Annotated in this window: 26 protein-coding genes and 1 tRNA gene; 20 read left to right on the top strand and 7 right to left on the bottom strand. The window is 38.9% G+C overall.

Features of this window, described 5'->3' with window-relative positions:
- Positions 1-10 precede the first annotated feature (10 nt).
- The 8 genes from INP94_RS08900 (at position 11) to INP94_RS08860 (ending at position 7,139) form a co-directional block, all read left to right on the top strand.
- A complete protein-coding gene (locus tag INP94_RS08900; RefSeq protein ID WP_197543375.1) occupies positions 11-970 on the top strand; it encodes a hypothetical protein in 960 nt (319 codons plus the stop codon).
- Between the two features lie 126 nt (positions 971-1,096).
- A complete protein-coding gene (locus INP94_RS08895) occupies positions 1,097-2,065 on the top strand; it encodes a GIY-YIG nuclease family protein (protein ID WP_197543374.1) in 969 nt (322 codons plus the stop codon).
- 15 nt (positions 2,066-2,080) lie between these two features.
- Positions 2,081-2,791, top strand: a complete 711-nt coding sequence (locus INP94_RS08890) for a hypothetical protein (RefSeq protein ID WP_197543373.1) — start codon at positions 2,081-2,083, stop codon at positions 2,789-2,791.
- The gene (locus tag INP94_RS08885) at positions 2,781-3,149 is read left to right on the top strand and encodes an Imm51 family immunity protein (protein ID WP_197543372.1); all 369 of its coding nucleotides are present in this window, start codon (positions 2,781-2,783) and stop codon (positions 3,147-3,149) included. Before INP94_RS08890 ends, INP94_RS08885 begins: the two co-directional genes overlap by 11 nt.
- 8 nt (positions 3,150-3,157) lie before the next feature.
- Entirely contained in the window at positions 3,158-3,649 is a 492-nt protein-coding gene (locus INP94_RS08880) for a hypothetical protein (RefSeq protein WP_197543371.1), read from the top strand.
- A 459-nt stretch (positions 3,650-4,108) separates the two neighbouring features.
- The gene (locus INP94_RS10900; RefSeq protein ID WP_269475101.1) at positions 4,109-6,184 is read left to right on the top strand and encodes an RHS repeat-associated core domain-containing protein; all 2,076 of its coding nucleotides are present in this window, start codon (positions 4,109-4,111) and stop codon (positions 6,182-6,184) included.
- Positions 6,185-6,212: 28 nt separating this feature from the next.
- The gene (locus tag INP94_RS08865) at positions 6,213-6,839 is read left to right on the top strand and encodes a hypothetical protein (RefSeq protein WP_197543369.1); all 627 of its coding nucleotides are present in this window, start codon (positions 6,213-6,215) and stop codon (positions 6,837-6,839) included.
- A gap of 15 nt (positions 6,840-6,854) precedes the next feature.
- Positions 6,855-7,139, top strand: a complete 285-nt coding sequence (locus INP94_RS08860; protein WP_197543368.1) for a hypothetical protein — start codon at positions 6,855-6,857, stop codon at positions 7,137-7,139.
- 407 nt (positions 7,140-7,546) lie between these two features.
- Here INP94_RS08860 and INP94_RS08855 read toward each other — a convergent pair whose 3' ends face one another.
- A complete protein-coding gene (locus tag INP94_RS08855) occupies positions 7,547-7,975 on the bottom strand; it encodes a hypothetical protein (RefSeq protein ID WP_197543367.1) in 429 nt (142 codons plus the stop codon).
- Positions 7,976-8,066: 91 nt separating this feature from the next.
- A complete protein-coding gene (locus tag INP94_RS08850) occupies positions 8,067-8,390 on the bottom strand; it encodes a hypothetical protein (RefSeq protein WP_197543366.1) in 324 nt (107 codons plus the stop codon).
- A gap of 213 nt (positions 8,391-8,603) precedes the next feature.
- Between INP94_RS08850 and INP94_RS10895 the strand changes: the two genes are divergently transcribed.
- From INP94_RS10895 to tyrA, 9 genes are all read left to right on the top strand, one after another.
- On the top strand, positions 8,604-8,732 hold the full coding sequence (locus tag INP94_RS10895; RefSeq protein ID WP_269475100.1) for a hypothetical protein: 129 nt from the start codon (positions 8,604-8,606) through the stop codon (positions 8,730-8,732).
- A 114-nt stretch (positions 8,733-8,846) separates the two neighbouring features.
- Positions 8,847-8,923: transfer RNA gene (locus INP94_RS08845), tRNA-Met, on the top strand.
- Positions 8,924-9,052: 129 nt separating this feature from the next.
- Positions 9,053-9,508, top strand: a complete 456-nt coding sequence (rimP, locus tag INP94_RS08840) for a ribosome maturation factor RimP (RefSeq protein WP_049364144.1) — start codon at positions 9,053-9,055, stop codon at positions 9,506-9,508.
- A 15-nt stretch (positions 9,509-9,523) separates the two neighbouring features.
- Positions 9,524-11,011: a transcription termination factor NusA gene (gene nusA, locus INP94_RS08835; RefSeq protein WP_197543365.1), complete on the top strand. Its 1,488-nt coding sequence runs from the start codon at positions 9,524-9,526 to the stop codon at positions 11,009-11,011.
- 11 nt (positions 11,012-11,022) lie between these two features.
- Positions 11,023-13,536: a translation initiation factor IF-2 gene (gene infB / locus INP94_RS08830; RefSeq protein WP_197544290.1), complete on the top strand. Its 2,514-nt coding sequence runs from the start codon at positions 11,023-11,025 to the stop codon at positions 13,534-13,536.
- Between the two features lie 62 nt (positions 13,537-13,598).
- Positions 13,599-13,874, top strand: a complete 276-nt coding sequence (locus tag INP94_RS08825; protein WP_197543364.1) for a hypothetical protein — start codon at positions 13,599-13,601, stop codon at positions 13,872-13,874.
- A 48-nt stretch (positions 13,875-13,922) separates the two neighbouring features.
- Positions 13,923-14,309, top strand: coding sequence for a 30S ribosome-binding factor RbfA (gene rbfA / locus INP94_RS08820; RefSeq protein WP_005699364.1), 387 nt, complete (start codon positions 13,923-13,925; stop codon positions 14,307-14,309).
- Positions 14,309-15,232: a tRNA pseudouridine(55) synthase TruB gene (gene truB / locus INP94_RS08815; protein ID WP_197543363.1), complete on the top strand. Its 924-nt coding sequence runs from the start codon at positions 14,309-14,311 to the stop codon at positions 15,230-15,232. Before rbfA ends, truB begins: the two co-directional genes overlap by 1 nt.
- 86 nt (positions 15,233-15,318) lie before the next feature.
- Positions 15,319-16,443, top strand: coding sequence for a bifunctional chorismate mutase/prephenate dehydrogenase (gene tyrA, locus INP94_RS08810; protein ID WP_197543362.1), 1,125 nt, complete (start codon positions 15,319-15,321; stop codon positions 16,441-16,443).
- 43 nt (positions 16,444-16,486) lie between these two features.
- Here the strand turns inward: tyrA and queF are convergent, their stop codons facing one another.
- The 5 genes from queF to INP94_RS08785 are packed head-to-tail and all read right to left on the bottom strand — an operon-like array spanning position 16,487 to position 20,214.
- Positions 16,487-17,326 carry an NADPH-dependent 7-cyano-7-deazaguanine reductase QueF gene (gene queF, locus INP94_RS08805; RefSeq protein WP_102704053.1) on the bottom strand — a complete coding sequence of 280 codons (840 nt, stop codon included), beginning with the start codon at positions 17,324-17,326 and terminating at the stop codon, positions 16,487-16,489.
- Between the two features lie 24 nt (positions 17,327-17,350).
- A complete protein-coding gene (locus INP94_RS08800) occupies positions 17,351-18,136 on the bottom strand; it encodes a Zn-ribbon-containing protein (protein ID WP_102704052.1) in 786 nt (261 codons plus the stop codon).
- Positions 18,127-18,513, bottom strand: a complete 387-nt coding sequence (locus tag INP94_RS08795) for a SufE family protein (RefSeq protein WP_102704051.1) — start codon at positions 18,511-18,513, stop codon at positions 18,127-18,129. The genes INP94_RS08800 and INP94_RS08795 overlap by 10 nt, the downstream gene beginning before the upstream one ends.
- Positions 18,507-19,709 carry a cysteine desulfurase gene (locus INP94_RS08790; RefSeq protein WP_197543361.1) on the bottom strand — a complete coding sequence of 401 codons (1,203 nt, stop codon included), beginning with the start codon at positions 19,707-19,709 and terminating at the stop codon, positions 18,507-18,509. Before INP94_RS08790 ends, INP94_RS08795 begins: the two co-directional genes overlap by 7 nt.
- A complete protein-coding gene (locus tag INP94_RS08785) occupies positions 19,699-20,214 on the bottom strand; it encodes a thermonuclease family protein (RefSeq protein ID WP_197543360.1) in 516 nt (171 codons plus the stop codon). The genes INP94_RS08790 and INP94_RS08785 overlap by 11 nt, the downstream gene beginning before the upstream one ends.
- Positions 20,215-20,325: 111 nt before the next feature.
- Here INP94_RS08785 and INP94_RS08780 point away from each other — a divergent pair, with 111 nt between their 5' ends.
- The 3 genes from INP94_RS08780 to INP94_RS08770 are packed head-to-tail and all read left to right on the top strand — an operon-like array spanning position 20,326 to position 22,793.
- A complete protein-coding gene (locus INP94_RS08780; RefSeq protein WP_070775381.1) occupies positions 20,326-20,742 on the top strand; it encodes a CidA/LrgA family protein in 417 nt (138 codons plus the stop codon).
- A gap of 6 nt (positions 20,743-20,748) precedes the next feature.
- Positions 20,749-21,444 carry a CidB/LrgB family autolysis modulator gene (locus INP94_RS08775; RefSeq protein ID WP_070775380.1) on the top strand — a complete coding sequence of 232 codons (696 nt, stop codon included), beginning with the start codon at positions 20,749-20,751 and terminating at the stop codon, positions 21,442-21,444.
- Positions 21,441-22,793 carry an anti-phage deoxyguanosine triphosphatase gene (locus INP94_RS08770; RefSeq protein WP_197543359.1) on the top strand — a complete coding sequence of 451 codons (1,353 nt, stop codon included), beginning with the start codon at positions 21,441-21,443 and terminating at the stop codon, positions 22,791-22,793. The genes INP94_RS08775 and INP94_RS08770 overlap by 4 nt, the downstream gene beginning before the upstream one ends.
- Positions 22,794-22,804: the final 11 nt, after the last annotated feature.

The following is a 22,804-nucleotide window of genomic DNA, read 5'->3' as shown; positions in this document are numbered from 1 at the left end:
CTCGTCAGACATGACAACCCAAAAAACAAAAGAACGGTATCAAGACAATCTGAAAAACACTGGAGGAACTGACCGCACTTTTGATGATATCAATCTTGAGGGTTACGAACTTGCTCACCAGGTACGCTATACCTACACGAATAAAACAGGTCAGCTAAGTCAGACTATCAATACACAATATTTGCCATATTTTGCCCAACATATCACCGAGTTTGAATATGATGAGCAATATCGTTTAATTGCCGAAATCCAAGATGGGGAGAGAATTGAGGTAGAGTTAGACAAATATGGCAGACAAACCGCATTACTATTACCACATGGTGTAGAAAGTGCGGTCAAAATTTCACAAGGTTTTAACCAATATGGTGAGTTAACCCAATTCCAAGTCAATAACCATAACCCACTCAATCTTAGCTATGACAAACTAGGCAGACAAACGCGCAAACAAAACCAAAATGGTTTTATTTTAGCCGAGCACTTTAGTCCTTCAGGTTTATTACAAGCACAGGGTGGTGGTTGGAATAACAGTTTAACGGAACAACAACTTAGCGATTATCAACCTAATCAAACTTATCCAATTGCGGGTACACAGATTAGCCGAAAATGGCAATATGACAAAGCATTTAACCTTGTTCATACTCAGGATAACCATTGGGGAGCGACAGAGTATCGCGTCAATAAAAATGGACAAGTGACGGATGTGTTAAATGGTCTTCGTCATAGTGAACATTATCGTTATGACAGTCAATTAAACTTAACACAAAAAGCCCAACGTGAAACTGATGCTTTAGGTCAATATCAATTTGAAGCGGCAAATGATGCCAGTTTCGGCATGAAACAACGTAATGGTCGAATTACTCGATTTGGTAATAAAACCTATAAGTATGACGAACTTGGTCGCTTGCATAGCAAAACAGAAACGAAGAAAGGTTTCCGTCCAGTTACAACTTATTACAAGTGGAATAGTTAAAGCCAACTTGTTGAGCTACATAGCCCATTCAAAGGCTCGTGGCGTTATGAATACGACAGTTTTGGCAGACGTATCACCAAATACCAAATCCAAATAGAGCAGCCTCAACCCAATCAAGTTATCAACATGCCAATCCGAGCAAATCAGGATTATTGGCATAAGATAAATGAACTTTGGGCGAAAGAGGAACAATCTCAAAGAGAAAAAACATCACAAAACCTGACCGCACTTTCAGGCTATCGTTATTTGTATAAGCAAAATCAACTGGTCGCTGAAGCACCATTGCAAATCAATGGTGTGGAAGGTAATCTAGCACTTACCCAAGCCAACTGGGCAGGGCTGTATCAGGAAGATGATTTTACCCCGACAGCGCGATATGAAAAAGGTCAGTTACATTACACTGTTGCCGACCAAGTGGGGACGATTACCGAACTTTTAACCGAAGACGGGTACATCGACTACCGGCAGAAACTGAACCTATGGGGTGAAGCAGAGATTGACGGTCATCGCCATTATGCTGCAAATGATTCAAATCCTCTGAAATGTAACCACCGCTTTGTGGGGCAATATATTAGCCATGACCCAATAGGGTTATTGGGTGGATTTAATCCGTATGGGTATGTGTTTAATCCGACGGGATGGATAGACCCATTCGGATTAACGGAGGAATATGTATATCGTTTGGTTGATGCGAATGGTAAGACGGTTTATTACGGTATTTCAAATGATCCTAGTCGTAGGGTAGGAGAGCATGCCAAAGGAGACCCTTCAAGAAAGATTCCCGCTAAAGATTTTGATCACATGGAAGTTTTAACTCCAGATAAGGTTTCGCATGATACTGCTCGCAGTATTGAAGGTGCTAAAATAAGAGAACATATGGATAATTATCGTGAAGGTTTGTCTCCACGTGAACAAAAAGCTTTTGATGGAATGTCCGTAGAAGAGCAACTGGCTGCATCTGGTCTTCAGAATAAAAATCGAGGACGAATTGAAGGCAATTGGGATCATACTAAACCGCTAGAAGGGCATGCCGATAAGTTAAATAGCGAGGGACAAAAAGGGAACAAGACCTACTCTAAATGTGGGAAAGTATAGAAATAGGAGTTAAAAATGGCAAAATATGGGATATCCCCTTTTGATAATGATAGTGCAACGTTTGCTCATAATTGTATTTACTCAAGAGCATTGAAAAGCATTAGTAAACAAATGGAAGAATTGGCTATAACGAGTAAGTTAGAGGAAAGCATGTTAGGGCATATGTTTATTTTGGCAATTGATTTGGCACGTTTTCCCACAGAGCAACATAAATTTACTCAAAAAATGAATGATGAGTGGCAAGAACTATTAAGAAACTATGTTGAAGGTAATGCTGTTAAGTCAGAAGCACTTGCAAAAACTCTTGATGTTATTTTGAAGTATTTCTTTTTTAGAAATACTCCGAAGGGTTATGAAATAGGTTTTAATAAGATAGCTTATTTAGATTTCCCAGAAAGAAAGGTCTTTATTGCACTTGTGATTGATGTCTATTTTGATACTTTGCTTGAATATATTGAAATCGCTTTTGAGGATGAGGCAGGATTGAGTGATTGGCAACCGGATAGAATGACGATACCAGCTTATCTTGATCTCTATGTGTCTTGGGCAATGGAAGTGCCAGAAAAGGCTAAAGGACGAGTTACAAAAGAGCAGTTTGATAGATGGAAAATGGCTTATTACAATTGGTTTCAGATAAATTGTACAAAAATCCAGAAAAAGTATCGAACAATAGAAAAGATCAATATGGATGAGCTATTTGAGGAGTTTGGTTATTATGCCGTATGAAAAATTAAATGAGAAAATTGCACCTTTCTATTTTATGGTATTTGATGATAATCCTGAAGATATTTGGGCATCTTTAGTTATGCATCAAGTTGGAGAATATCGACAGTCTGTTTTTGATACGAGGGCATATGAAGGATTTGAAGGCAACGGATATGACTGGAATTCACTGGCTTTAGTTTTTGTGAAAGAAAAAATGCCAGATTTAAAAGATAAGTTAAATTTTGATCCTGAATCCAGTATGTTTTGTGTTCGCTCATGCGATGTTAAGAAATTGGAAAAATTTGCCATAGAGTTTAAAGCAGTATGTGATGATGTGGAATTAATGACTGATTTATTTAGCCGAGCTGAATTAGATTAGGAGAACGTATGAAGGAAAGAATTACATTATCAGAAGGTGAAATTTTTTTGTTAACGCCTCCATTGAAATCAGATCCTTGTTACGCTTGTCATTTGATTTATTTGAGTTACCAAACCAAGGGACTCTGCGCTTATGTTGTATCTAAAGACCCTATCGTTCTTGAGTCTGTTGATTTAGATCGTATTGAATTTGATACAAGTAAGGCGATTTATGCAAGTATTCATTTCATGAAATGGGGGATATGGAAGAAATTAGGTTATAGATCACTTGTTGAAGCAGAGGATAAGTTAACACTCAGAAATGTTGGAAGTTATAACTTAATGTATAGAGATGAGATATGTAGACAGATGCCAAGTAAGGATTATAAAAACGAGTATCCATTACAGCCGGTTTATGATTTGATAGAAGTGTTTTCCGTTATTTATGGAAAACAATATAAAAAAGAAGACCCTCGTTTTTTAGCTTGGGCTAATGGATCTGTAAAAGAACAATTAGAATAATTAACTTATTATTATCAATTAAATTTTAAAAATTAATGAGAGGGCAACTAGTTTGTCTTGAGCTAGAGTCCTTTTTCTTATATTAGTCTAATTTTATAGATAAGTGAAATATGTCTAATCACGAAAACCCGCGATGTGTCGGGTAATATTACCGAAAGCGAGTGGGACTACGGACAGCGAGTTGCACAAACGGATGCTTTGGGACGAGAAACTCGTTACGACTACAATAGTTTCGGATATATAAGCAAGGTCACGTTGCCGGACGACTCAACTTATCGTTACGAATACGATAAGGCTGGTCAGTTAATTAAGGAAACGGACTTTACCAGTAGAACACTAGAATATGCATATGACCCGGCGGGTCAATTAACATACCGCACACAAGCAGATGGACATGTCTAAATCTATGCTTATGATATCGAAGATAAGCTACTAACACGCAATACTTGGCAGCCTATTTTGCAAGGAAATGATATTTGTCGTTATGAACTTGCTCACCAAGTATGCTATACCTACACGAATAAAACAGGTCAGCTCAGTCAGACTATTAATACACAATATTTGCCATATTTTGCCCAACATATCACCGAGTTTGAATATGATGAGCAATACCGTTTGATTGCCGAAATCCAAGATGGAGAAAGAATTGAGGTAGAGTTAGACAAATATGGCAGACAAACCGCATTATTATTACCAAATGGTGTAGAAAGTGCGGTCAAAATTTCACAAGGTTTTAACCAATATGGTGAGTTAACCCAATTCCAAGTCAACAATCATAATCCACTCAATCTTAGCTATGACAAACTAGGTAGACAAACTCGCAAACAAAACCAAAATGGCTTTATTTTAGCTGAGCACTTTAGTCCTTCAGGTTTATTACAGGCACAAGGTGGTGGTTGGAATAACAGTTTAACAGAACAACAACTTAGCGATTATCAACCTAATCAAACTTATCCAATTGCTGGCACACAAATTAGCCGGAAATGGCAATATGACAAAGCATTTAATCTTGTTCATACTCAAGATAATCATTGGGGAGCGACAGAATATCGTGTCAATAAAAATGGACAAGTGACGGATGTGTTAAATGGTCTTCGTCATAGTGAGCACTATCGTTATGACAGCCAATTAAACTTAACACAAAAAGCTCAACGTGAAACTGATGCTTTAGGTCAATACCAATTTGAAGCAGCAAATGATGCCAGTTTCGGCATGAAACAACGTAATGGTCGAATTACCCGATTTGGTAATAAAACCTATAAGTATGATGAACTTGGTCGCTTGCATAGCAAAACAGAAACGAAGAAAGGTTTCCGACCAGTTACAACTTATTACAAGTGGAATAGTCAAAGCCAACTTGTTGAGCTACATAGCCCATTCAAAGGCTCGTGGCGTTATGAATACGACAGTTTTGGCAGACGTATCACCAAATACCAAATCCAAACAGACCAGCCTCAACCAAATCAAGTTATCAATATGCCAATCCGAGCAAATCAGGATTATTGGCACAAGATAAATGAACTTTGGGCGAAAGAGGAACAATCTCAAGGTGAAAAAACATCACAAAACCTGACCGCACTTTCAGGCTATCGCTATCTGTATAAGCAAAATCAGTTAGTCGCTGAAGCACCATTGCAAATCACCAGTACGGAAGGTAATCTAGCTTTAACGCAAGCCAACTGGGCAGATGCGATTTACTGGCTGTATCAGGAAGATGATTTCACCCCAACAGCACGTTATGAAAAAGGGCAGTTGCACTATACGGTCGTCGACCAAGTGGGTACTATCACTGAACTCTTAACCGAAGACGGTTATATTGACTATCGTCAGAAACTAAACTTGTGGGGGGAAGCGGAGATTGACGGACACCGGCACTACGCGGCGAACGACACAAACGCACTTAAATGCAACCACCGTTTTGTGGGACAGTATTATGATGATGAAAGTGAGTTACATTATAATCGCTTTCGTTACTACTCACCAGAGACTGGGCAATATCTTAGCCATGACCCGATAGGGTTATTAGGTGGGTTTAATCCGTATGGGTATGTGGGGATACCGACGGCATTTGTGGATCCTTTGGGGTTACAGGTTTGTCCAACAGTAAAGGATCGATATAAACAGTTAAGATCAGAAGGTATTAGAGCTCAGGATGCGTATGCTTTGGCAAAAGATCCTAATGTTGATGTCCAACAAATAGTTAAGAATGGTGTTCCCGAATGGAATGGCCCAATAGATTATAGTGCTCATGGTTTGAAATCCCCTAGAGATACAACAAAACCAACAGTAACGGCGTCACAAAAGAGACAAATGTTAGATTTAAATAGAAAATTAAATGGGGGAATATTAAGATCTGACCTTGATGGAAGCATAATGGTTCCATCAGTTAAATCTCAAAGAGGTGTAACTCCACCGAGCTTTGAGGCTCAGATAGATCATATAACTCCTCGGTCAAAAGGTGGGGCGAGAAACTATGGAAATTTACAAATATTAACTCGTAGTCAAAATAGGGCAAAATGGGATTTTATCCCTTAATTATGTTAGTTATATTAGGAAATAAAACATGAAATATGCAGAAGACTTAACTTCAGGAAAAACATCTCTAGTAAAAAAAGCAGCTAAGAAAATTTTAAAAGAACGGTTGACAGGTTATGGTGCGTTATTGCACCAAGCTTTAGCTATAGAGATGGATAAACCAAAATCATGGGAATCTCAAATGTATTTAATTTACGCTATGGCTGCGACTAATTGCATAGATGAAATTTCATATTTGAAGTCATTAATTCTCAGGAACATTCCAACGCCAGTGACATATCGTTCCCTAGCTTTAGCCATTGTCTATCTAGAGAATTCAGAAATAGAGAATTTATCTTTTGTTTATGAATCGTTGGAATCAAATAACTTCTTGCAAGCTGCAGGTGCTTGTGCTGCTATTTATATGAAAAAGATAGTGCTTAAAGATGATGATTTTAATAAAATTATGACTTATATCACTAAGGATATCTATTTAGAAAATTTAAGGGGAACAATAGCTCCTTTTATGTATATTTTGGCTGCATCTTATTTATATCCAGAAAATAACCGTAAGAAAATTGTAGACTTTTCTCGTCAATTTAATGAAGAGCATATAAATACATTAATTAATGATGTGTTAAAAGGAAAGGACGGTAAACGTATTTGTCATTTTTAGAGGGAGTAATGACGTATGAATATTTTTAATTATGAGCTTGATTCTACTGTGTTAACAACAAGTTATATCATTTCTGATAGACTTCCTATATTGCTGGTTTTTCATGATAATGATGATAGTGGTATTGCGTGGCAATTTCATGCAGGGAATGGGGATTATTCAGAGGATAAGCTAAAGTTAGTATCTCTTGGACAAATATTGGCAATTGATCCTACAATTAGTCAATTAGGTAACCTTCCTTTAGGTTATAAAGCAGTAAGAAAATCTATTAATGATAGATGGGAGTATCTTCCACAATAGCTGTGTATATTAATTTTTTTTACTTTCCAGTTTTATTTAATAATGATATTTGCTCAGTAAAGCTAATGGGAGGCTATTTAATTAGATAAATAAAGCAATAAAATCTTTCTTACTATCTCAAATAGAATATATCTTAACAGCTTCATACGATGAACTTACTCAACTCTAAGCTAATTTATGGAATCTGGTTAAAAGATTAGAGTAAGTTATCACTGATAAAATCATTTGATGCATAGAAAAAAGTTATCAAATAATTAGATGATAAGTATTGTTACATAATTCTAAACTAGTATTTGTTATGAAGTATGTAAGGACGTTTGTATGGATTAATGATTCTATTGTTTTGCCAGTTAAACAGATAATAACTGCGATATAATTTCATTTTTATAATTTATTTATCTGAGGTTTTAACTGTACTTTTTATTAGTAGTCTGCTCAGTTGATTTATTGATTTGAAAATATCGATTAGAGGTAGGGTTAAAAAGTAAGAACATTAATATGCCTTGGATGATGCACTGGGTAATGATTTTTCCATTTGAATAAAGTTCACTATCAACGAAAATCATAATAAGTGAAATTACTGTGGATAAAACAGCAATCCAGCGAGCGAGTTTTTTTCCAGAGAGTAAGCCTACTGCAATAAAAACAGGCATTGCCGCAAAACCAACTGAAACGATAATGGATAGCCATGAAGGTAAAAATGAGTAAGCATCAGCTAAATTTTGTAGGAATTGATCGGGAGTGTAAATAGCAAATGTCACATAGAGAAAACAGTATAATGTAGAGAAAATAAAATAGATTATGCTTGCAATGGTAACTGAAATAGGACGTTTCATAAGATATCCTTTAATAATTTTTACTTTAAGAAAAGTATTGAAAATAGCATAGGTTAAGCAACCTCATAATTAAGGGTGCTTAACCAGTTAGTTATTCATCTTTTTCGAAGGAAGAGAGTTTATTAATTTTTGGAAGCGTAAATAACATGAATAAAACGGTCATAACTGGAACAAGCATTTCAGGTACATCGCCAAAAAGTGCAAGTGAAACCGCAAGAACTAGTACTACAATAACCATAAAAATGACAAATGGTTTCCATAAGAGTTTAAGAATAACGCTAGCTGGTGGTTTTTTAAACTTAATTTTCTTTTGGCAAGATGGGCATTGTTTGACAGCTCCAAGACCTTTAACAAGCCCTCCATGAATAGGGGCATTACAATGTGGACAAGGTAGTGAAGGATTAAAAGCACTCATATTGAATTTCCTCTTTGTTAATTAAAAAATGAATGTATCTCCTTATTATATAGGATAAATTTGAAATATTATAATTTTTGAATATATAGAAAATAAAACTCAATTGGACAAATTTGTAGATACCAGTGATAAGCTAAAATTTTTTAAATAGCGTTGATCTAGTGAAATCTGATAAGCTATGTTCGTTTACTCAAATATAAAAAGGAAAATAATATGAAAAAAATTCTCTTAGTTTTATCATTATGTATGATTGTTTCGGCTTGTTCTGTTGGTGTAGGTGCTGGCGGCGGCAGTAATGGCGTAGGCGTTGGTGTAGGTCTAGGTACTGGCTTTGGATTCTAACTATTACTTTAGATAAAGCAAAGTGCGGTCAAAAAATCTTACGTTTTCAAGAAAATTAGTAGAAACCGCTTGATCTTTTGATTTAGAACACTATAATACTCCCCATATTTCGGACGCGGGGTGGAGCAGCTTGGTAGCTCGTCGGGCTCATAACCCGAAGGCCGTCGGTTCAAATCCGGCCCCCGCAACCAATAACAAGTTCAGTAATAAGAACCCCAAGTTTGGGGTTTTTTTGTACGAGAAATTTAGAAACTGGGCTTAGGTTCATTGACGAACCTAACCCTTTTTTTATGTCTGAATTTTAAGATTAGGAGCAAAAATTGGCAACATTAGAACAAAAATTGCAAGAGATGCTTCAAGGTGCAGTAGAAGACTTAGGCTGCGAACTTTGGGGGATTGAATGCCAACGTGCAGGTCGCTTTATGACCGTGCGTTTATTCATTGATAAAGACGGTGGCGTAGGCGTTGATGATTGTGCTGATGTGAGTCGTCAAGTGAGTGCGATTTTAGACGTGGAAGATCCAATTGCGGATAAATATAACCTAGAAGTGTCATCACCAGGTCTTGATCGTCCGTTATTTACGCTTGAACAATTCCAACGTTATGTGGGTGAGGATATCGCTGTGCATTTACGAATTCCTGTTTTAGATCGTCGTAAATGGCAAGGTAAATTGGAAAAAATTGAAAATGACATGTTGACACTTATTGTTGATGGTCAGGAACAAGTTCTTATTTTTGGCAACATTCAAAAAGCCAATGTAATCGCAAAATTTTAAAGGAGAAAAAGGAAAATGAGTAAAGAGATTTTGTTAGCTGCTGAAGCAGTATCTAACGAGAAGTTATTACCACGTGAAAAGATTTTTGAAGCGTTAGAGAGTGCGATTGCACTTTCAACGAAGAAGAAATATGACTATGAAACCGATATTCGCGTATCTATCAATCCTAAAACGGGTGAATTTGATACATTCCGTCGTTGGTTGGTGGTTGATGAAGTTAAAGTGCCAACAAAAGAAATGACATTAGAAGCGGCACAATTTGAAGACCCTAATATTCAAATCGGTGATTATGTCGAAGATCAAATTGAGTCTATCGCATTTGACCGTATTGCAATGCAAACTGCTCGTCAAGTAATCAGCACTAAAATCCGTGAAGCAGAACGTGCAAAAGTGGTTGAGCAATTCCGTTCTGAAGAAGGCAAAATTGTTACGGGTACGGTGAAAAAAGTAAACCGTGAAAGCATTATTTTAGATTTAGGCAATAAAGCTGAAGCCGTAATTATGCGTGAAGATATGCTTCCACGTGAAAACTTCCGTCCTGGCGATCGTGTTCGTGGTGTGCTTTATAAAGTGAATCCAGAAAGCAAAACAGCACAACTATTCGTAACTCGTGCAAAACCTGAAATGTTAATCGAGTTATTCCGTATTGAAGTACCAGAAATCGGCGAAGAAATGCTTGAAATTCGTGGTGCGGCACGTGATCCAGGTTCTCGTGCGAAAATTGCAGTGAAATCAAACGACAAACGTATTGATCCAGTGGGTGCATGTGTGGGTATGCGTGGTGCACGCGTTCAAGCAATTACCAATGAGTTAGGTGGCGAACGTGTGGATATCGTACTTTGGGATGACAATCCAGCACAATATGTGATTAATGCAATGGCGCCGGCTGATGTAACGTCAATCATTGTGGATGAAGATAATCACTCAATGGATATTGCGGTTAATGCTGACAACTTAGCACAAGCAATTGGTCGTAACGGTCAAAACGTACGTTTAGCGACACAATTAACCGGTTGGACATTAAATGTCATGACTACCGAACAATTAAATGAAAAACATCAAGCAGAAGATACCAAAGTATTAAATTTATTCATGGATAAATTGGGTCTTGATGAAGAGTTTGCTCAAATCTTAGTGGATGAAGGTTTTACTTCATTAGAAGAAGTGGCTTATGTTCCAGTGAGCGAGCTAACTGCAATTGATGGTTTAGAAGATGAAGATCTTATCGAAGAGTTACAAGGTCGCGCAAAAGATGCCATTACTGCAGCTGCAGCAGCTGAAGAAGAAGCCTTGAAAAAAGCGAATATTGAAGATCGTTTATTAAATCTTGAAGGCATGAATCGTCACATTGCTTTTAAATTAGCTGAAAAACAAATTACTACGCTTGAAGAACTTGCTGAGCAAGGTGTAGATGATTTAGCTGATATCGAAGAATTAACCGCAGAGCAAGCCGCTGACTTTATTATGGCTGCGCGTAATATTTGCTGGTTTAGCGAAGAGTAAGGAGTTTAATGATGACTGAAGATGTAAAAAATGCGGATGCGAATGCACCGAAAAAACTAAGTATTCAACGCAGAACAAAAACAACTGTAAGCAGTGCTACTGCTGGCGGTAAAGCAAAAGCGGTACAAGTTGAAGTACGTAAAAAACGTACAGTACCAACAGATGCCGCTAAAAAAGCGGAAGAAGCAGCAAAATTAAAAGCCCAGCAAGAAGCTGAAGCAGCTGAAAAGAAAGCAGCAGAAGAAAAAGCACGTTTAGCCGCTGAAAAAGCGAAAGCCGAAAAAGCTAAGGCTGAAGCAGAAAAAGCTGCGAAACCAGCACCAAGTGCGGTTGAAAATAAACCTAAATCTGTTGATCCTGAAAAAGAAAAACGCAAAGCGGAAGAAGCAGAGCTTCGTCGCAAAGCGGAAGAGCTGGCTCGCCAAAAAGCAGAAGAGCAAGCGCGTAAAGCAGCTGAAGATGCTAAACGTTATGCTGAAGCGGATACGTCAAGCAATGAAAGCGCATCAGAAGATTATACCGATTACAATTTAAGCTCTCGTTATGCTTTAGAAGCGGAAGACGAAGAAGAACGTCGTAATGAAAATCGTGGTCGCGGCAAAAATAAAGTCGCTAAAGCGAAAAAAGAACGCGATGACGTGAAAGGCAGCAATAAAAATGAGCGCGAATCTAACCGTAAAAATCAAAAAGACGGTAAATTCGGTAAAGGTAAAAATGGTAAGAAAGGTGCAGCATTACAACAAGCCTTCACAAAACCTGTTCAGGTTGTGAAACAGGATGTTGTTATTGGTGAAACCATTACCGTTGCGGAATTAGCAAACAAAATGGCAACCAAAGCGACTGAAATCATCAAAGCTATGATGAAGATGGGCGAAATGGTAACCATTAACCAAGTACTTGACCAAGAAACAGCACAATTAGTGGCTGAAGAATTAGGTCACAAAGTGATTCTTCGTAATGAAAATGAACTTGAAGAAGAAGTATTAGGCGATCGTGATGTTAACGCAGAAAAAGTAACTCGTGCACCGGTTGTGACCATTATGGGTCACGTTGACCATGGTAAAACTTCATTGCTTGATTACATTCGTAAAGCGAAAGTTGCAGCAGGTGAGGCGGGTGGTATTACTCAGCACATCGGTGCGTACCACGTAGAAATGGATGACGGCAAAATGATTACCTTCTTAGATACCCCGGGACACGCGGCATTTACCTCTATGCGTGCACGTGGTGCGAAAGCAACGGATATCGTCGTTCTTGTCGTAGCGGCAGATGATGGTGTGATGCCTCAAACCATTGAAGCGATTCAACACGCGAAAGCAGCAGGTGCGCCTTTAGTGGTTGCGGTGAACAAAATTGATAAACCAGAAGCCAACCCAGATCGCGTAGAACAAGAATTACTTCAACACGAAGTGATCTCTGAGAAATTCGGTGGTGATGTGCAATTCGTGCCTGTTTCTGCGAAGAAAGGCACCGGTGTTGATGACTTATTAGATGCCATCTTGCTTCAATCAGAAGTGCTTGAATTAACGGCTGTAAAAGACGGCATGGCAAGCGGTGTAGTGATTGAATCTTACCTTGATAAAGGTCGTGGTCCAGTTGCGACAATTCTTGTTCAATCAGGTACTTTACGTAAAGGTGATATCGTACTTTGTGGTTTTGAATATGGCCGTGTTCGTGCAATGCGCGATGAAAACGGTAAAGAAATCGATGAAGCTGGCCCATCAATCCCGGTTGAAGTGTTAGGTCTTTCTGGTGTACCAGCAGCGGGTGATGAAGCAACTGTCGTACGTGATGAGAAAAAAGCACGTGAAGTGGCATTACACCGTCAAGGTAAGTTCCGTGAAGTGAAACTCGCTCGTCAGCAAAAAGCGAAACTTGAAAATATGTTTAGCAATATGACTGAAGGTGATGTGGCAGAGCTTAACGTTATTGTGAAAGCGGACGTACAGGGTTCTGTAGAAGCAATTATTCAATCATTACAAGATCTTTCTACTGATGAAGTGAAAGTGAAAGTAGTGGGCTCAGGCGTAGGTGGTATTTCTGAAACTGATGCAACCTTAGCAGCGGCTTCTAATGCGATTATGGTCGGCTTTAACGTTCGTGCAGATGCTTCTGCTCGTCGTATTATCGAAGCAGAAAACATTGACCTTCGTTATTACTCCATCATTTATGAACTATTAAATGATGTGAAAGCCGCGATGAGTGGTATGCTACAACCTGAATTCAAACAAGAAATCATCGGCTTGGCTGAAGTGCGTGATGTGTTTAAACATCCGAAATTTGGTGCAATCGCGGGTTGTATGGTGACCGAAGGTGTAGTAAAACGTAACAATCCAATCCGTGTATTACGTGATAACGTGGTAATTTTTGAAGGTGAATTGGAATCTCTCCGTCGCTTTAAAGATGACGTTTCTGAAGTCCGTAATGGTATGGAATGTGGTATCGGCGTTAAAAACTACAATGACGTGAAAGTCGGCGACCAAATCGAGGTGTTTGAAGTCGTTGAAGTTAAACGTTCAATCTAATCGATAAAAAGAGCGGTCAAAATTCAACGTATTTTTGACCGCTTTTGTCATTGGAGCTAAAAATGGAATCAATGTTTGGTTGGGCGGCTATCAATGCTATTTTGATTGCTTATGGGGTTGGGCAGAAGAAATGGAAATTTCTAATTATCCCCATTGCTGTAAAACTTTGTTTTTGGATAGCCAGCATTTATCATGCCCAGTTATCCTATGAAGAACGTGGGGCAGACTGGAGTCTAGTTGTTGTTGTGATGGATGTCATCGTAAATGTCATCGCAGGTCTCATTGGCGTAGTGATCGGTTTTATCCTTCGCCGAAATAAAACCAAATCAGAGAAATAATTTGTAACCTATAAATGTAGGTAAAACTTACTTAGTAAGAGAAATATTATGGCAAGAGAATTTAAACGCAGTGATCGTGTTGCACAAGAATTACAAAAAGAAATCGCCATCATTTTACAACGGGAAGTAAAAGATCCCCGTATTGGCATGGTAACCGTGTCAGATGTGGAAGTTTCAAGCGATTTAGCGTATGCAAAAGTGTTTGTCACATTTTTGTTTGATCATGATGAAGTGGCGATTGCACAAGGCATGAAAGGTTTGGAAAAAGCAGCACCTTATATCCGTTCATTAGTGGGTAAAGCGATGCGCTTACGCATTGTGCCGGAAATTCGTTTCTTCTACGATCAATCCCTAGTCGAAGGGATGCGTATGTCTAATTTAGTGACAAACGTGATTCGCGAAGACGAGAAAAAACACGTTGAGGAAAATGACTAATGTCGAGACCTCGTAAGCGTGGGCGTGATATTGATGGTGTATTTTTATTAGATAAACCACAAGGCATGTCATCAAATGACATTATGCAAAAAGTGAAACGCGTATTCCAAGCGAATAAAGCAGGACATACCGGTGCGCTTGATCCATTAGCAACTGGTATGTTACCTATTTGTTTAGGCGAAGCGACAAAGTTTTCCCAATTCTTATTAGATGCAGATAAACGCTATGTGGTCACAGCAAAATTAGGTGAACGTACGGATACCTCCGATGCAGAAGGACAAGTGGTCGAAACACGCCCTGTTAAGGTGGAAACATCACAAATTTTGGCCGCACTTGAACAATTTCGGGGTGATATTTTGCAAGTGCCGACTATGTTTTCTGCGTTAAAGCACAATGGAAAACCGTTATATGAGTATGCTCGCGCAGGCATTACCGTGGAACGTGACGCACGTCCTATCACGATTTTTGAGCTTAACTTTATCGAGTATCAAGCCCCTTTTCTAACCTTAGAAGTGCATTGTTCGAAAGGAACCTATATCCGTACATTAGTGGATGACTTAGGTGAAGTGTTAGGTTGTGGTGCTCATGTGACTGTGTTACGTCGAATTGCGGTTGCGGATTATCCAACAGAAAAGATGATGACATGGGATGCTTTGCAGGCGCTTGCAGAGCAAGGTGCTCTTGCTCAACTTGATCAACATCTTTTACCGACAGATACCACAGTCAGTAAATTACCTGCATTACAGTTAAATGCAGAGCAGAGTAAAGGTATTGGCTTTGGGCAGCGTGTCAAATTTGCGAATGAAGCAAAATTATATGGTCAAGTGCGGTTGTTTTCTGACAAGAATATCTTTTTAGGCGTAGCACTTATCGATGATAACAATGTGATTCGTCCGCAACGCTTGATTACACAATCTCTCTAATCATTTGCCTTTCTGTTTTAATTCCAGTAATCTCACCTGTAACCTTTTAATTGCAATCTATGTAAATAAGATATTACAGGTGAATTATGGATGCTCTTAACCATTTACGTCAGGAAATTGATGCGCTCGATCGTGAACTGATTCAACTTTTTGCTAAACGCCTCGAATTGGTGACACAAGTCGGCGAAGTAAAGCATGAAAAAGGTTTGCCGATTTATGCACCAGATCGTGAATTAGCCATGTTAGAAGCCCGCCGAGAAGAAGCGGCGAAAGCGGGAATCTCTCCACAACTCATCGAAGATGTGCTACGTCGTTTTATGCGTGAATCTTACTCCAATGAAAATCAATTTGGTTTTAAAACCCTGAACCCAGCCATTAATAAAATTGTTATTGTCGGTGGTTACGGAAAAATGGGACAGTTATTTGCCCGCTATTTGCGTGCTTCCGGTTATCCTATTTCTATTTTAGATCGTGATGATTGGGATGTAGCAGAACGTATTTTAACGAATGCGGATGTTGTTATTATCTCAGTACCGATTGATCACACGTTAGAAACCATAGAACGTTTAAAGCCCTATTTAACGGAAAATATGCTACTGGCGGACCTCACCTCCGTGAAACGTGCGCCATTAGCTAAAATGTTAGAAGTACATAAAGGGGCAGTGGTTGGGCTGCATCCAATGTTTGGCCCTGATATTGCGAGCATGGCAAAACAAGTGGTTGTGCGTTGTGATGGGCGTTTTAGCGAACGTTATGAATGGTTGCTAGAGCAAATTCAAATCTGGGGTGCAAAAATTTACCAAATTGATGCAGCAGAGCATGATCACAATATGACGTACATTCAAGCATTACGTCACTTTTCCACTTTTGCGAATGGTCTGCATCTTTCTAAACAGCCCGTCAATTTAAGCAATTTATTGGCATTATCTTCCCCGATTTATCGTTTGGAATTAGCCATGATTGGTCGTCTATTTGCCCAAGATGCGGCACTTTATGCCGATATTATTATGGATAAACCAGAAAATTTAGATGTGATTGAAAGCTTGAAACAAACTTATGAAGAGGCGTTACAATTCTTTGAAAAAGGCGATCGCCAAGGATTTATTGATGCTTTCCATCAAGTGAGAGAATGGTTTGGAGAATATTCTGATCAATTCTTACAAGAGAGTCGTCAGTTATTGCAACAAGCTCACGATTTACGACATGTGTAAAATAAAAGTGCGGTTGATTTTAACCGCACTTTTGTTTTGTGACTTATTGTCTTGCCAAGCGTAAATTTTGTGGAATTGCCTTAAAGTTAGAACGGAATGGATTGATGTCCAATCCACCACGACGCGTATAACGCGCATAGACGGTGAGTTTTTCTGGTTTGGCGTAATGCATCAAGTCACAGAAAATACGCTCAACACACTGCTCATGAAACTCATTATGTTGACGGAAAGATACGATGTAGCGGAGAAGTTTTTCGCGATCGATTTGTTTACCCACATAATGAATTTGCACGGTTCCCCAATCCGGCTGACTGGTGATAAGACAGTTAGATTTCAATAAATGGCTTACTAAGGTTTCTTCCACCACGTTATCAGACGTACAATTTTGCAAAATATCCGCATTAAATTCGTAGTTGTGGATTTCGATATCCTGATCATCAATGCAATCGCCCGTTAAAGTATCAATACTTTGTCCTTGATAGTGGGATAATGGATGTAAACGTACTTTAACCTCGCCTTGAGCACAATCGCTTAGATCTTCACGCATTGTGCGTTCTACGCTAGCAAAATCAGCAAATTTACTTTGGTTAAAGCTGTTTAAATAGAGTTTAAAGCTTTTCGATTCAATTAAATTTTCACTGCGATAATCAATTTCTACATCAGCTATGGCGACTTGCGGCAAACCTTTTGGATTTAACCAAGAAATTTCGTAGGCTGTCCAAATATCGGCACCTTGGGTAAATGGCTGCTGTTCAGTAATGCCTAAGGCATCACGATTGAGTTTTCGAGGCACCGGTTGTAACAAAGTGCGGTCATAATTTGCTGCATATTCTGTTGCTTGACCGAGTTTTAAAGATTGAAGGCTTTTATCTTGATAGTTCATGTGTTTTCCTGAATAACGAAATCGCTATAAAAAATTCCACGACACATTCGAGACTAATCGACATGGGTCGCATTTAAAGTAAATTACATCAAATAGTGGCGCGTCTAATACCCAATCGCCACCACATTGTGGGCAACAGCGTTGCTGTTCTGACTCTAAAGAATGGCCTCCGACACGGTATAAATAATAATAGGTCGGTATGCCGTTTTCTTTTTCGATTTCAGCGGCAAGGTAGCGCCCATGTTTGCTGAGCGTGCTATTAACCTCAGAGATTTCGTTTAATGCTTCTTTTTCTAAAGCTGAACCATTCATTTGCAACTGATCGCAAGCTTGCCAATTTTCCTGCCATTTAATCAAATCTTGGCTTAAGTGCGGTTGATTTTTTAGCTGTTTATAGAGCGGAATTGGAGAAAAATCATCTCCGCTATGTAATGGCGAGCAAGATTGCAAATGTGTGGTATAAAGCATCTGCCATGCAGGATGGCTACATTCTGCGGTGCTGTCCGCATTTAAATCATCGGCAATAATTTGAAAACCTTGAAAATTTAGACCGCACTTTTCAGCATTTTCCATCGCCAGATTTACAGTTTGGTTATTATTCTCGGGTAAAAGGCTATCTTGCTCAGGGCAAATAACTCGCATTGCAAAACCTTGTTCGCCGTCTTCCTCCGTCAAATAAAGCGGGATTTCACGGCCGATAATTTGCCCGTTATAACGCCATTGGTCGATGATTGCATTGAGCAAACGGCTTTGTTGGCCAACATCATTTTCTAAGGCGGTCAATTTAAAAAAAGGTTCGATCAGATACATAATTGCAGATTGTGTAAGATTTCTTCGATTTGTTTTAAACCGTTTAAGCGGGTTTCACTTAAGCGAGAGGCAATACCAAGCTCATCAAAAAATTGGCGAATATTAAATTGTTGTAATTGTTCTTGGGGTTGGCCGTTGATGTTTTGTAACAACAACCATAACAAACCATTCATAATTCGCGCTTCGCTGTAAGCTTGAAATTGAAACGTATCGTCATGTTGTGGAATGACCATAAACCAAAGTCCCGCTTCACAGCCTTGAATTGATTGCATTTGAGCCAATTCATCTGGAGAAGGTTGAGAAAGATGTTTACCAGCTTGGATAATAAAACGGTAACGATCTTCCCAATTTTTTGCCTGTTTAATGTTTTCTAGCATGTTAATAACTCTAAGGATTTATCTAATGCCGCAAAAAAAACATCCACATCTTTCGGGCTATTATAAGGCGCAAAAGAAAGTCGTAGTGTCGTGCGCTCACCAAGGCGGGCTAAATAAGGTTGTGCACAATGTTCACCAATGCGTAACGCAATTTTTTGTTCGCTTAAGAGGGTAGCAAGATCGGATGCTGCAATACCATCAAAAACAAAACATACAACAGAACTTGCTTGCGGTGAATTGAATAAACGACAATTCGGATAGTTTTTTAACCGCGCTTTACTTTGTTCAGCAAGCTCAACGGCATGAGCTTCAGCTGCCTGAAAATCCCATTTTTTGAGCCAATCTAGCACCGCACCAAAACCAATCACGCCAGCAATATTCGGTGTGCCGGCCTCTAATCGATAAGGCAAGTCGGCAAAGGTAATACATTCATGGGATACTCGCTCAATCATTTTTCCACCGTAAAAAAGCGGTTGTAGCAGGGACAGTGAGCTTAATTTTCCGCTTAGTATGCCAATGCCGTTGGGGCCATAAATTTTGTGTGCAGAAAAGGCAATAAAATCCGCATCTAATGCTTGTAAATCAATCTGTATATGACTAATAGCCTGAGCAGCATCCACTAAAACGAGCGCATTGCTATGTTGACGGATTAGTCGAATTAAATGCTGGATATGTTGTTCTGTTCCCGTTACGTTGGAAACAAAATTGAGTGCGACTAATTTGGTTTTCTCATTTAAGGCTTTAATCAAGGCATTTTCATCAATTAGCCAATTATCCGAAATTGGCAGCACTTTAATTTTTGCTCCGCATTTTTTCGCTGTTTCGTGCCAAGTAACAAAATTAGCATGATGATCTGCTTGGCTAATTAAAATCTCATCATCAGCATGCAAAGAAGGGAGTAAACCATTAGCAACTAAATTAATGCTATGAGTCGTCCCAGACGTCCAAATTACCGCTTTTTCATCTTCCGCATTAATTAAGGTTTTAACTAAGTAACGAGCATTTTCATATTGGGCTGTCTGTGCAGCTTCATACTGACTACGATGTACGGAGCCTGCCGATTGATAGAAAGCACTCGTTGCATCAATTAATGCTTGAGGTTTTAGTGCTGTCGCCGCATTATCCAAATAGACCACGGCATTTGGCGATTTAAAATAAGGGAATTCATTTTTAAATGATTGATAATCAAAAGCCATGGTTATCTCCGTGTTTGACTGTTTTTTTCTGTTTGCGCCATTCATAAGGGGCAACAGGGTAGGGATCGCGCCATAAACCGATTTTTTGTTGTTGTGCAAAATCTTGAGCCTGAAAGTAGAGTGGATTTTTAGCATATTGCGGATAAACCCACGCCATGCCGTTTTTTACCATTTCTAAGTTGATGTTTTGTTCTTGCAGGTAAACTGTTGCCAAAATACGCTGGTAGCGATCGTAACCAGAAACCGACAACGTCACATTTTGTTTGAAAACCAGCTGGGAAAGATATTGTTTAGCTTTCTTTCCAAACGGTTGACCTTTTTCCGGAGCATCAATTTCTTGTAATCGCACTTTGAGTTGTTTTTTAGTGGGTAAGAGGCAAGTTAAGGTATCGCCATCACTTACACCAACAACCCAGCACGCCATTTGGCGTTCAGCCGATATTGAAAATGGCGTCCAAAGTGCGGTTAAAATTAGGGTTAAAAATAAGAAGAATTTTCTAATCATTTGGAATTTCTTTGATCTGCATCGCAAAATTTCGCTAAAATGGATGGGTAATTTTAACAAAAAAGCGTAAAATAATTTTTAATTATTATTAAAAAAGTTGATAGAGGAAATATGTTACTCCAAAAAGGCGTTCAACTCGCTCGTTCGCTCATCATTTTATACATTATGTTACTACTCGGCAATTTGATTTCTCACTACATTCCAGTGGGGATTCCAGGCAGCATTTGGGGCTTGTTATTACTTTTTTTAGGTTTAACGACTCATGTGATTCACCTAGAGTGGATTTATTTCGGTTCGAGCTTATTAATCCGCTACATGGCGGTGCTTTTTGTGCCGGTGAGCGTGGGTATTATCAAATATTATGATTTACTCGTGGCACAGTGGAAAATTTTACTCATTCCAAATATTCTTAGTACCTTTTTAACACTTTTTGTGATTGCATTTATAGGAAACTATTTATTTTACAAACAATCTTTTAGCCATAAACGTAAAAAAGTATTGGAAAAACGTAATCTTCAAGCAGACTAAGGTTTTATTATGCAGTATGCAATTTATCTTTATACCGGTTTAACGATTTTCGGATTTTGGCTCGCACTACAAATTAGTAAACGTTGGAAATCGATGATTTTCAATACTTTTGTGCTAACAGTATCCATTCTTGTGCTAATTTTAGTGGTTAGCGGTATTCCTTATGATGATTATATGGCAGGCAATGCGCCGATTAATAATTTATTAGGATTGAGTATTGTTGCTCTGGCATTACCGTTGTATGAACAAATTCGTCAAATTGCGAAACAATGGAAAATTATCCTTTCAGTAGTCGCATTGGCCTCAATATTCTCCATGTTTACCGGGGCTATTTTTGCTATTATTTTAGGTGCAAGCCCTGAAATGGTTGCGACGGTATTACCAAAATCAATTACTACGCCAATTGCAATGGAAGTGGCTTCACATTTAGGCGGCATTCCTGCCGTGACGGCGGTAGGTGTGGTTGTCGCCGGTTTACAAGGGTCAGTTTTTGGTTATCTCATCTTGAAAAAAGTTGGGATTAAACAACAAGAAGCGGTCGGTTTATCTGTTGGTGCGGTTTCTCACGCATTAGGTACGGTAAGTTGTATGGAAGCCGATCCAAAAGCGGGTAGTTATAGTTCGATTTCTTTGGTACTTTGCGGTATTATGAGCTCCATTTTAGCACCCTTAGTATTCCATATTATTCGTCTATTTTTATGAGAACCCAATTAGCTGATTTTTGGACTGAACGTTTCCTTCCTGATCCGCCTCGCGAAAAAGATCATCGACCACCATTTCGTCGTGATCGCGGGCGGATTTTACATTCTGCTGCTTTCCGTTGTTTGCAAGCCAAAACACAAATTCACGCGGTGGGCGAAAATGATTTTTATCGTACTCGTTTAACCCATTCCCTTGAAGTGGCACAAATCGGCAGCAGCCTTGTTTCCCAATTAAAATTTGCGGAAAGTTATGTTGCTATTTCAGACCAGCTTCATATTGAAAAAAGTGAATTACAGAAACAACTCAAACCTTTATTACCAAGCAATGATTTAATTGAAAGTTTGTGCTTTGCGCATGATATTGGCCATCCACCATTTGGTCATGGTGGGGAAGTAGCCCTCAATTATATGATGCGGAATCATGGCGGCTTTGAAGGCAATGCGCAGACATTTCGTATCATTACTAAACTTGAGCCTTATACTGAAACGGCAGGGATGAATTTAACGCGTCGTGCTATTTTAGGCGTGGTGAAATATCCGAATATTTTAGACTTATCTTCCCCTCAATATGCCCAGTTGCCGCGTACTGAAAGCGCTGATCCGCGTTATGTCAAAATTAGTGATTGGAAACCAGGAAAAGGGTTATTCCGTGATGACGTCACAATGTTTGATTGGCTGTTGCAAAATCTTTCTGAAAATGACCGCACTTTATTTGGCTCATTTCAAAAAGTGCGGTCAAATCCTGCCGAGTTTTTAAAAACACAATTTAAATCGTTAGATTGCAGCATTATGGAATTGGCAGACGATATTGCCTATGGCGTACATGATTTAGAAGATGCGATTGTGACCGGTGTCGTAAATCAACATCAGTGGCAAGAAGCCTTAGATGAACTTAAAACGATTCCTTCAGATTGGCTAGCAAAAAATATAGAGCAAGTCAGCCAACGATTATTCTCCAACCATCATTTCGAGCGTAAAAATGCCATTGGTGCATTAGTGAATTTCTTTATTACTCATGTGCGTTGGAAAGTCACCGGCAATTTTGATGAACCTTTGTTACGTTATAATGCAGAACTACCGCAAGATGTGATTGCGGCATTAAATGTGTTCAAAAAGTTTGTATGGAAATATGTGATTCGTCATGTGGAAACGCAACGTATTGAATATAAAGGCCAACGCATTCTCACGGAAATGTTCCAGATTTTTGAGTCTGACCCCGAACGTTTATTGCCAACGAATACCGCTAATCGTTGGAGAAATGCGCCGGAGCAGGGTAAAAAACGTATTATTTGTGACTATATCGCTGGCATGTCAGATGCTTATGCCTTAAAGGTTTATCATCAGCTCTAAAGCGCGGTTAT

The organism is Haemophilus parainfluenzae (assembly GCF_014931395.1).
In the GTDB taxonomy this organism is placed as follows: domain Bacteria; phylum Pseudomonadota; class Gammaproteobacteria; order Enterobacterales; family Pasteurellaceae; genus Haemophilus_D.
Note: the sequence above shows the minus strand (reverse complement) of the source record. Positions and strands in the feature narration are given on the sequence as shown.

Excerpts from the sequence above, each read along its gene's own strand:
- INP94_RS08900 (WP_197543375.1), top strand. The coding sequence starts at position 11 with ATGACAACCCAAAAAACAAAAGAACGGTATCAAGACAATCTGAAAAAC.
- INP94_RS08895 (WP_197543374.1), top strand. The coding sequence starts at position 1,097 with ATGCCAATCCGAGCAAATCAGGATTATTGGCATAAGATAAATGAACTT.
- INP94_RS08890 (WP_197543373.1), top strand. The coding sequence starts at position 2,081 with ATGGCAAAATATGGGATATCCCCTTTTGATAATGATAGTGCAACGTTT.
- INP94_RS08885 (WP_197543372.1), top strand. The coding sequence starts at position 2,781 with ATGCCGTATGAAAAATTAAATGAGAAAATTGCACCTTTCTATTTTATG.
- INP94_RS08880 (WP_197543371.1), top strand. The coding sequence starts at position 3,158 with ATGAAGGAAAGAATTACATTATCAGAAGGTGAAATTTTTTTGTTAACG.
- INP94_RS08865 (WP_197543369.1), top strand. The coding sequence starts at position 6,213 with ATGAAATATGCAGAAGACTTAACTTCAGGAAAAACATCTCTAGTAAAA.
- INP94_RS08860 (WP_197543368.1), top strand. The coding sequence starts at position 6,855 with ATGAATATTTTTAATTATGAGCTTGATTCTACTGTGTTAACAACAAGT.
- INP94_RS08855 (WP_197543367.1), bottom strand. The coding sequence starts at position 7,975 with ATGAAACGTCCTATTTCAGTTACCATTGCAAGCATAATCTATTTTATT.
- INP94_RS08850 (WP_197543366.1), bottom strand. The coding sequence starts at position 8,390 with ATGAGTGCTTTTAATCCTTCACTACCTTGTCCACATTGTAATGCCCCT.
- INP94_RS10895 (WP_269475100.1), top strand. The coding sequence starts at position 8,604 with ATGAAAAAAATTCTCTTAGTTTTATCATTATGTATGATTGTTTCGGCT.
- nusA (WP_197543365.1), top strand. The coding sequence starts at position 9,524 with ATGAGTAAAGAGATTTTGTTAGCTGCTGAAGCAGTATCTAACGAGAAG.
- infB (WP_197544290.1), top strand. The coding sequence starts at position 11,023 with ATGACTGAAGATGTAAAAAATGCGGATGCGAATGCACCGAAAAAACTA.
- INP94_RS08825 (WP_197543364.1), top strand. The coding sequence starts at position 13,599 with ATGGAATCAATGTTTGGTTGGGCGGCTATCAATGCTATTTTGATTGCT.
- rbfA (WP_005699364.1), top strand. The coding sequence starts at position 13,923 with ATGGCAAGAGAATTTAAACGCAGTGATCGTGTTGCACAAGAATTACAA.
- truB (WP_197543363.1), top strand. The coding sequence starts at position 14,309 with ATGTCGAGACCTCGTAAGCGTGGGCGTGATATTGATGGTGTATTTTTA.
- tyrA (WP_197543362.1), top strand. The coding sequence starts at position 15,319 with ATGGATGCTCTTAACCATTTACGTCAGGAAATTGATGCGCTCGATCGT.
- queF (WP_102704053.1), bottom strand. The coding sequence starts at position 17,326 with ATGAACTATCAAGATAAAAGCCTTCAATCTTTAAAACTCGGTCAAGCA.
- INP94_RS08800 (WP_102704052.1), bottom strand. The coding sequence starts at position 18,136 with ATGTATCTGATCGAACCTTTTTTTAAATTGACCGCCTTAGAAAATGAT.
- INP94_RS08795 (WP_102704051.1), bottom strand. The coding sequence starts at position 18,513 with ATGCTAGAAAACATTAAACAGGCAAAAAATTGGGAAGATCGTTACCGT.
- INP94_RS08790 (WP_197543361.1), bottom strand. The coding sequence starts at position 19,709 with ATGGCTTTTGATTATCAATCATTTAAAAATGAATTCCCTTATTTTAAA.
- INP94_RS08785 (WP_197543360.1), bottom strand. The coding sequence starts at position 20,214 with ATGATTAGAAAATTCTTCTTATTTTTAACCCTAATTTTAACCGCACTT.
- INP94_RS08780 (WP_070775381.1), top strand. The coding sequence starts at position 20,326 with ATGTTACTCCAAAAAGGCGTTCAACTCGCTCGTTCGCTCATCATTTTA.
- INP94_RS08770 (WP_197543359.1), top strand. The coding sequence starts at position 21,441 with ATGAGAACCCAATTAGCTGATTTTTGGACTGAACGTTTCCTTCCTGAT.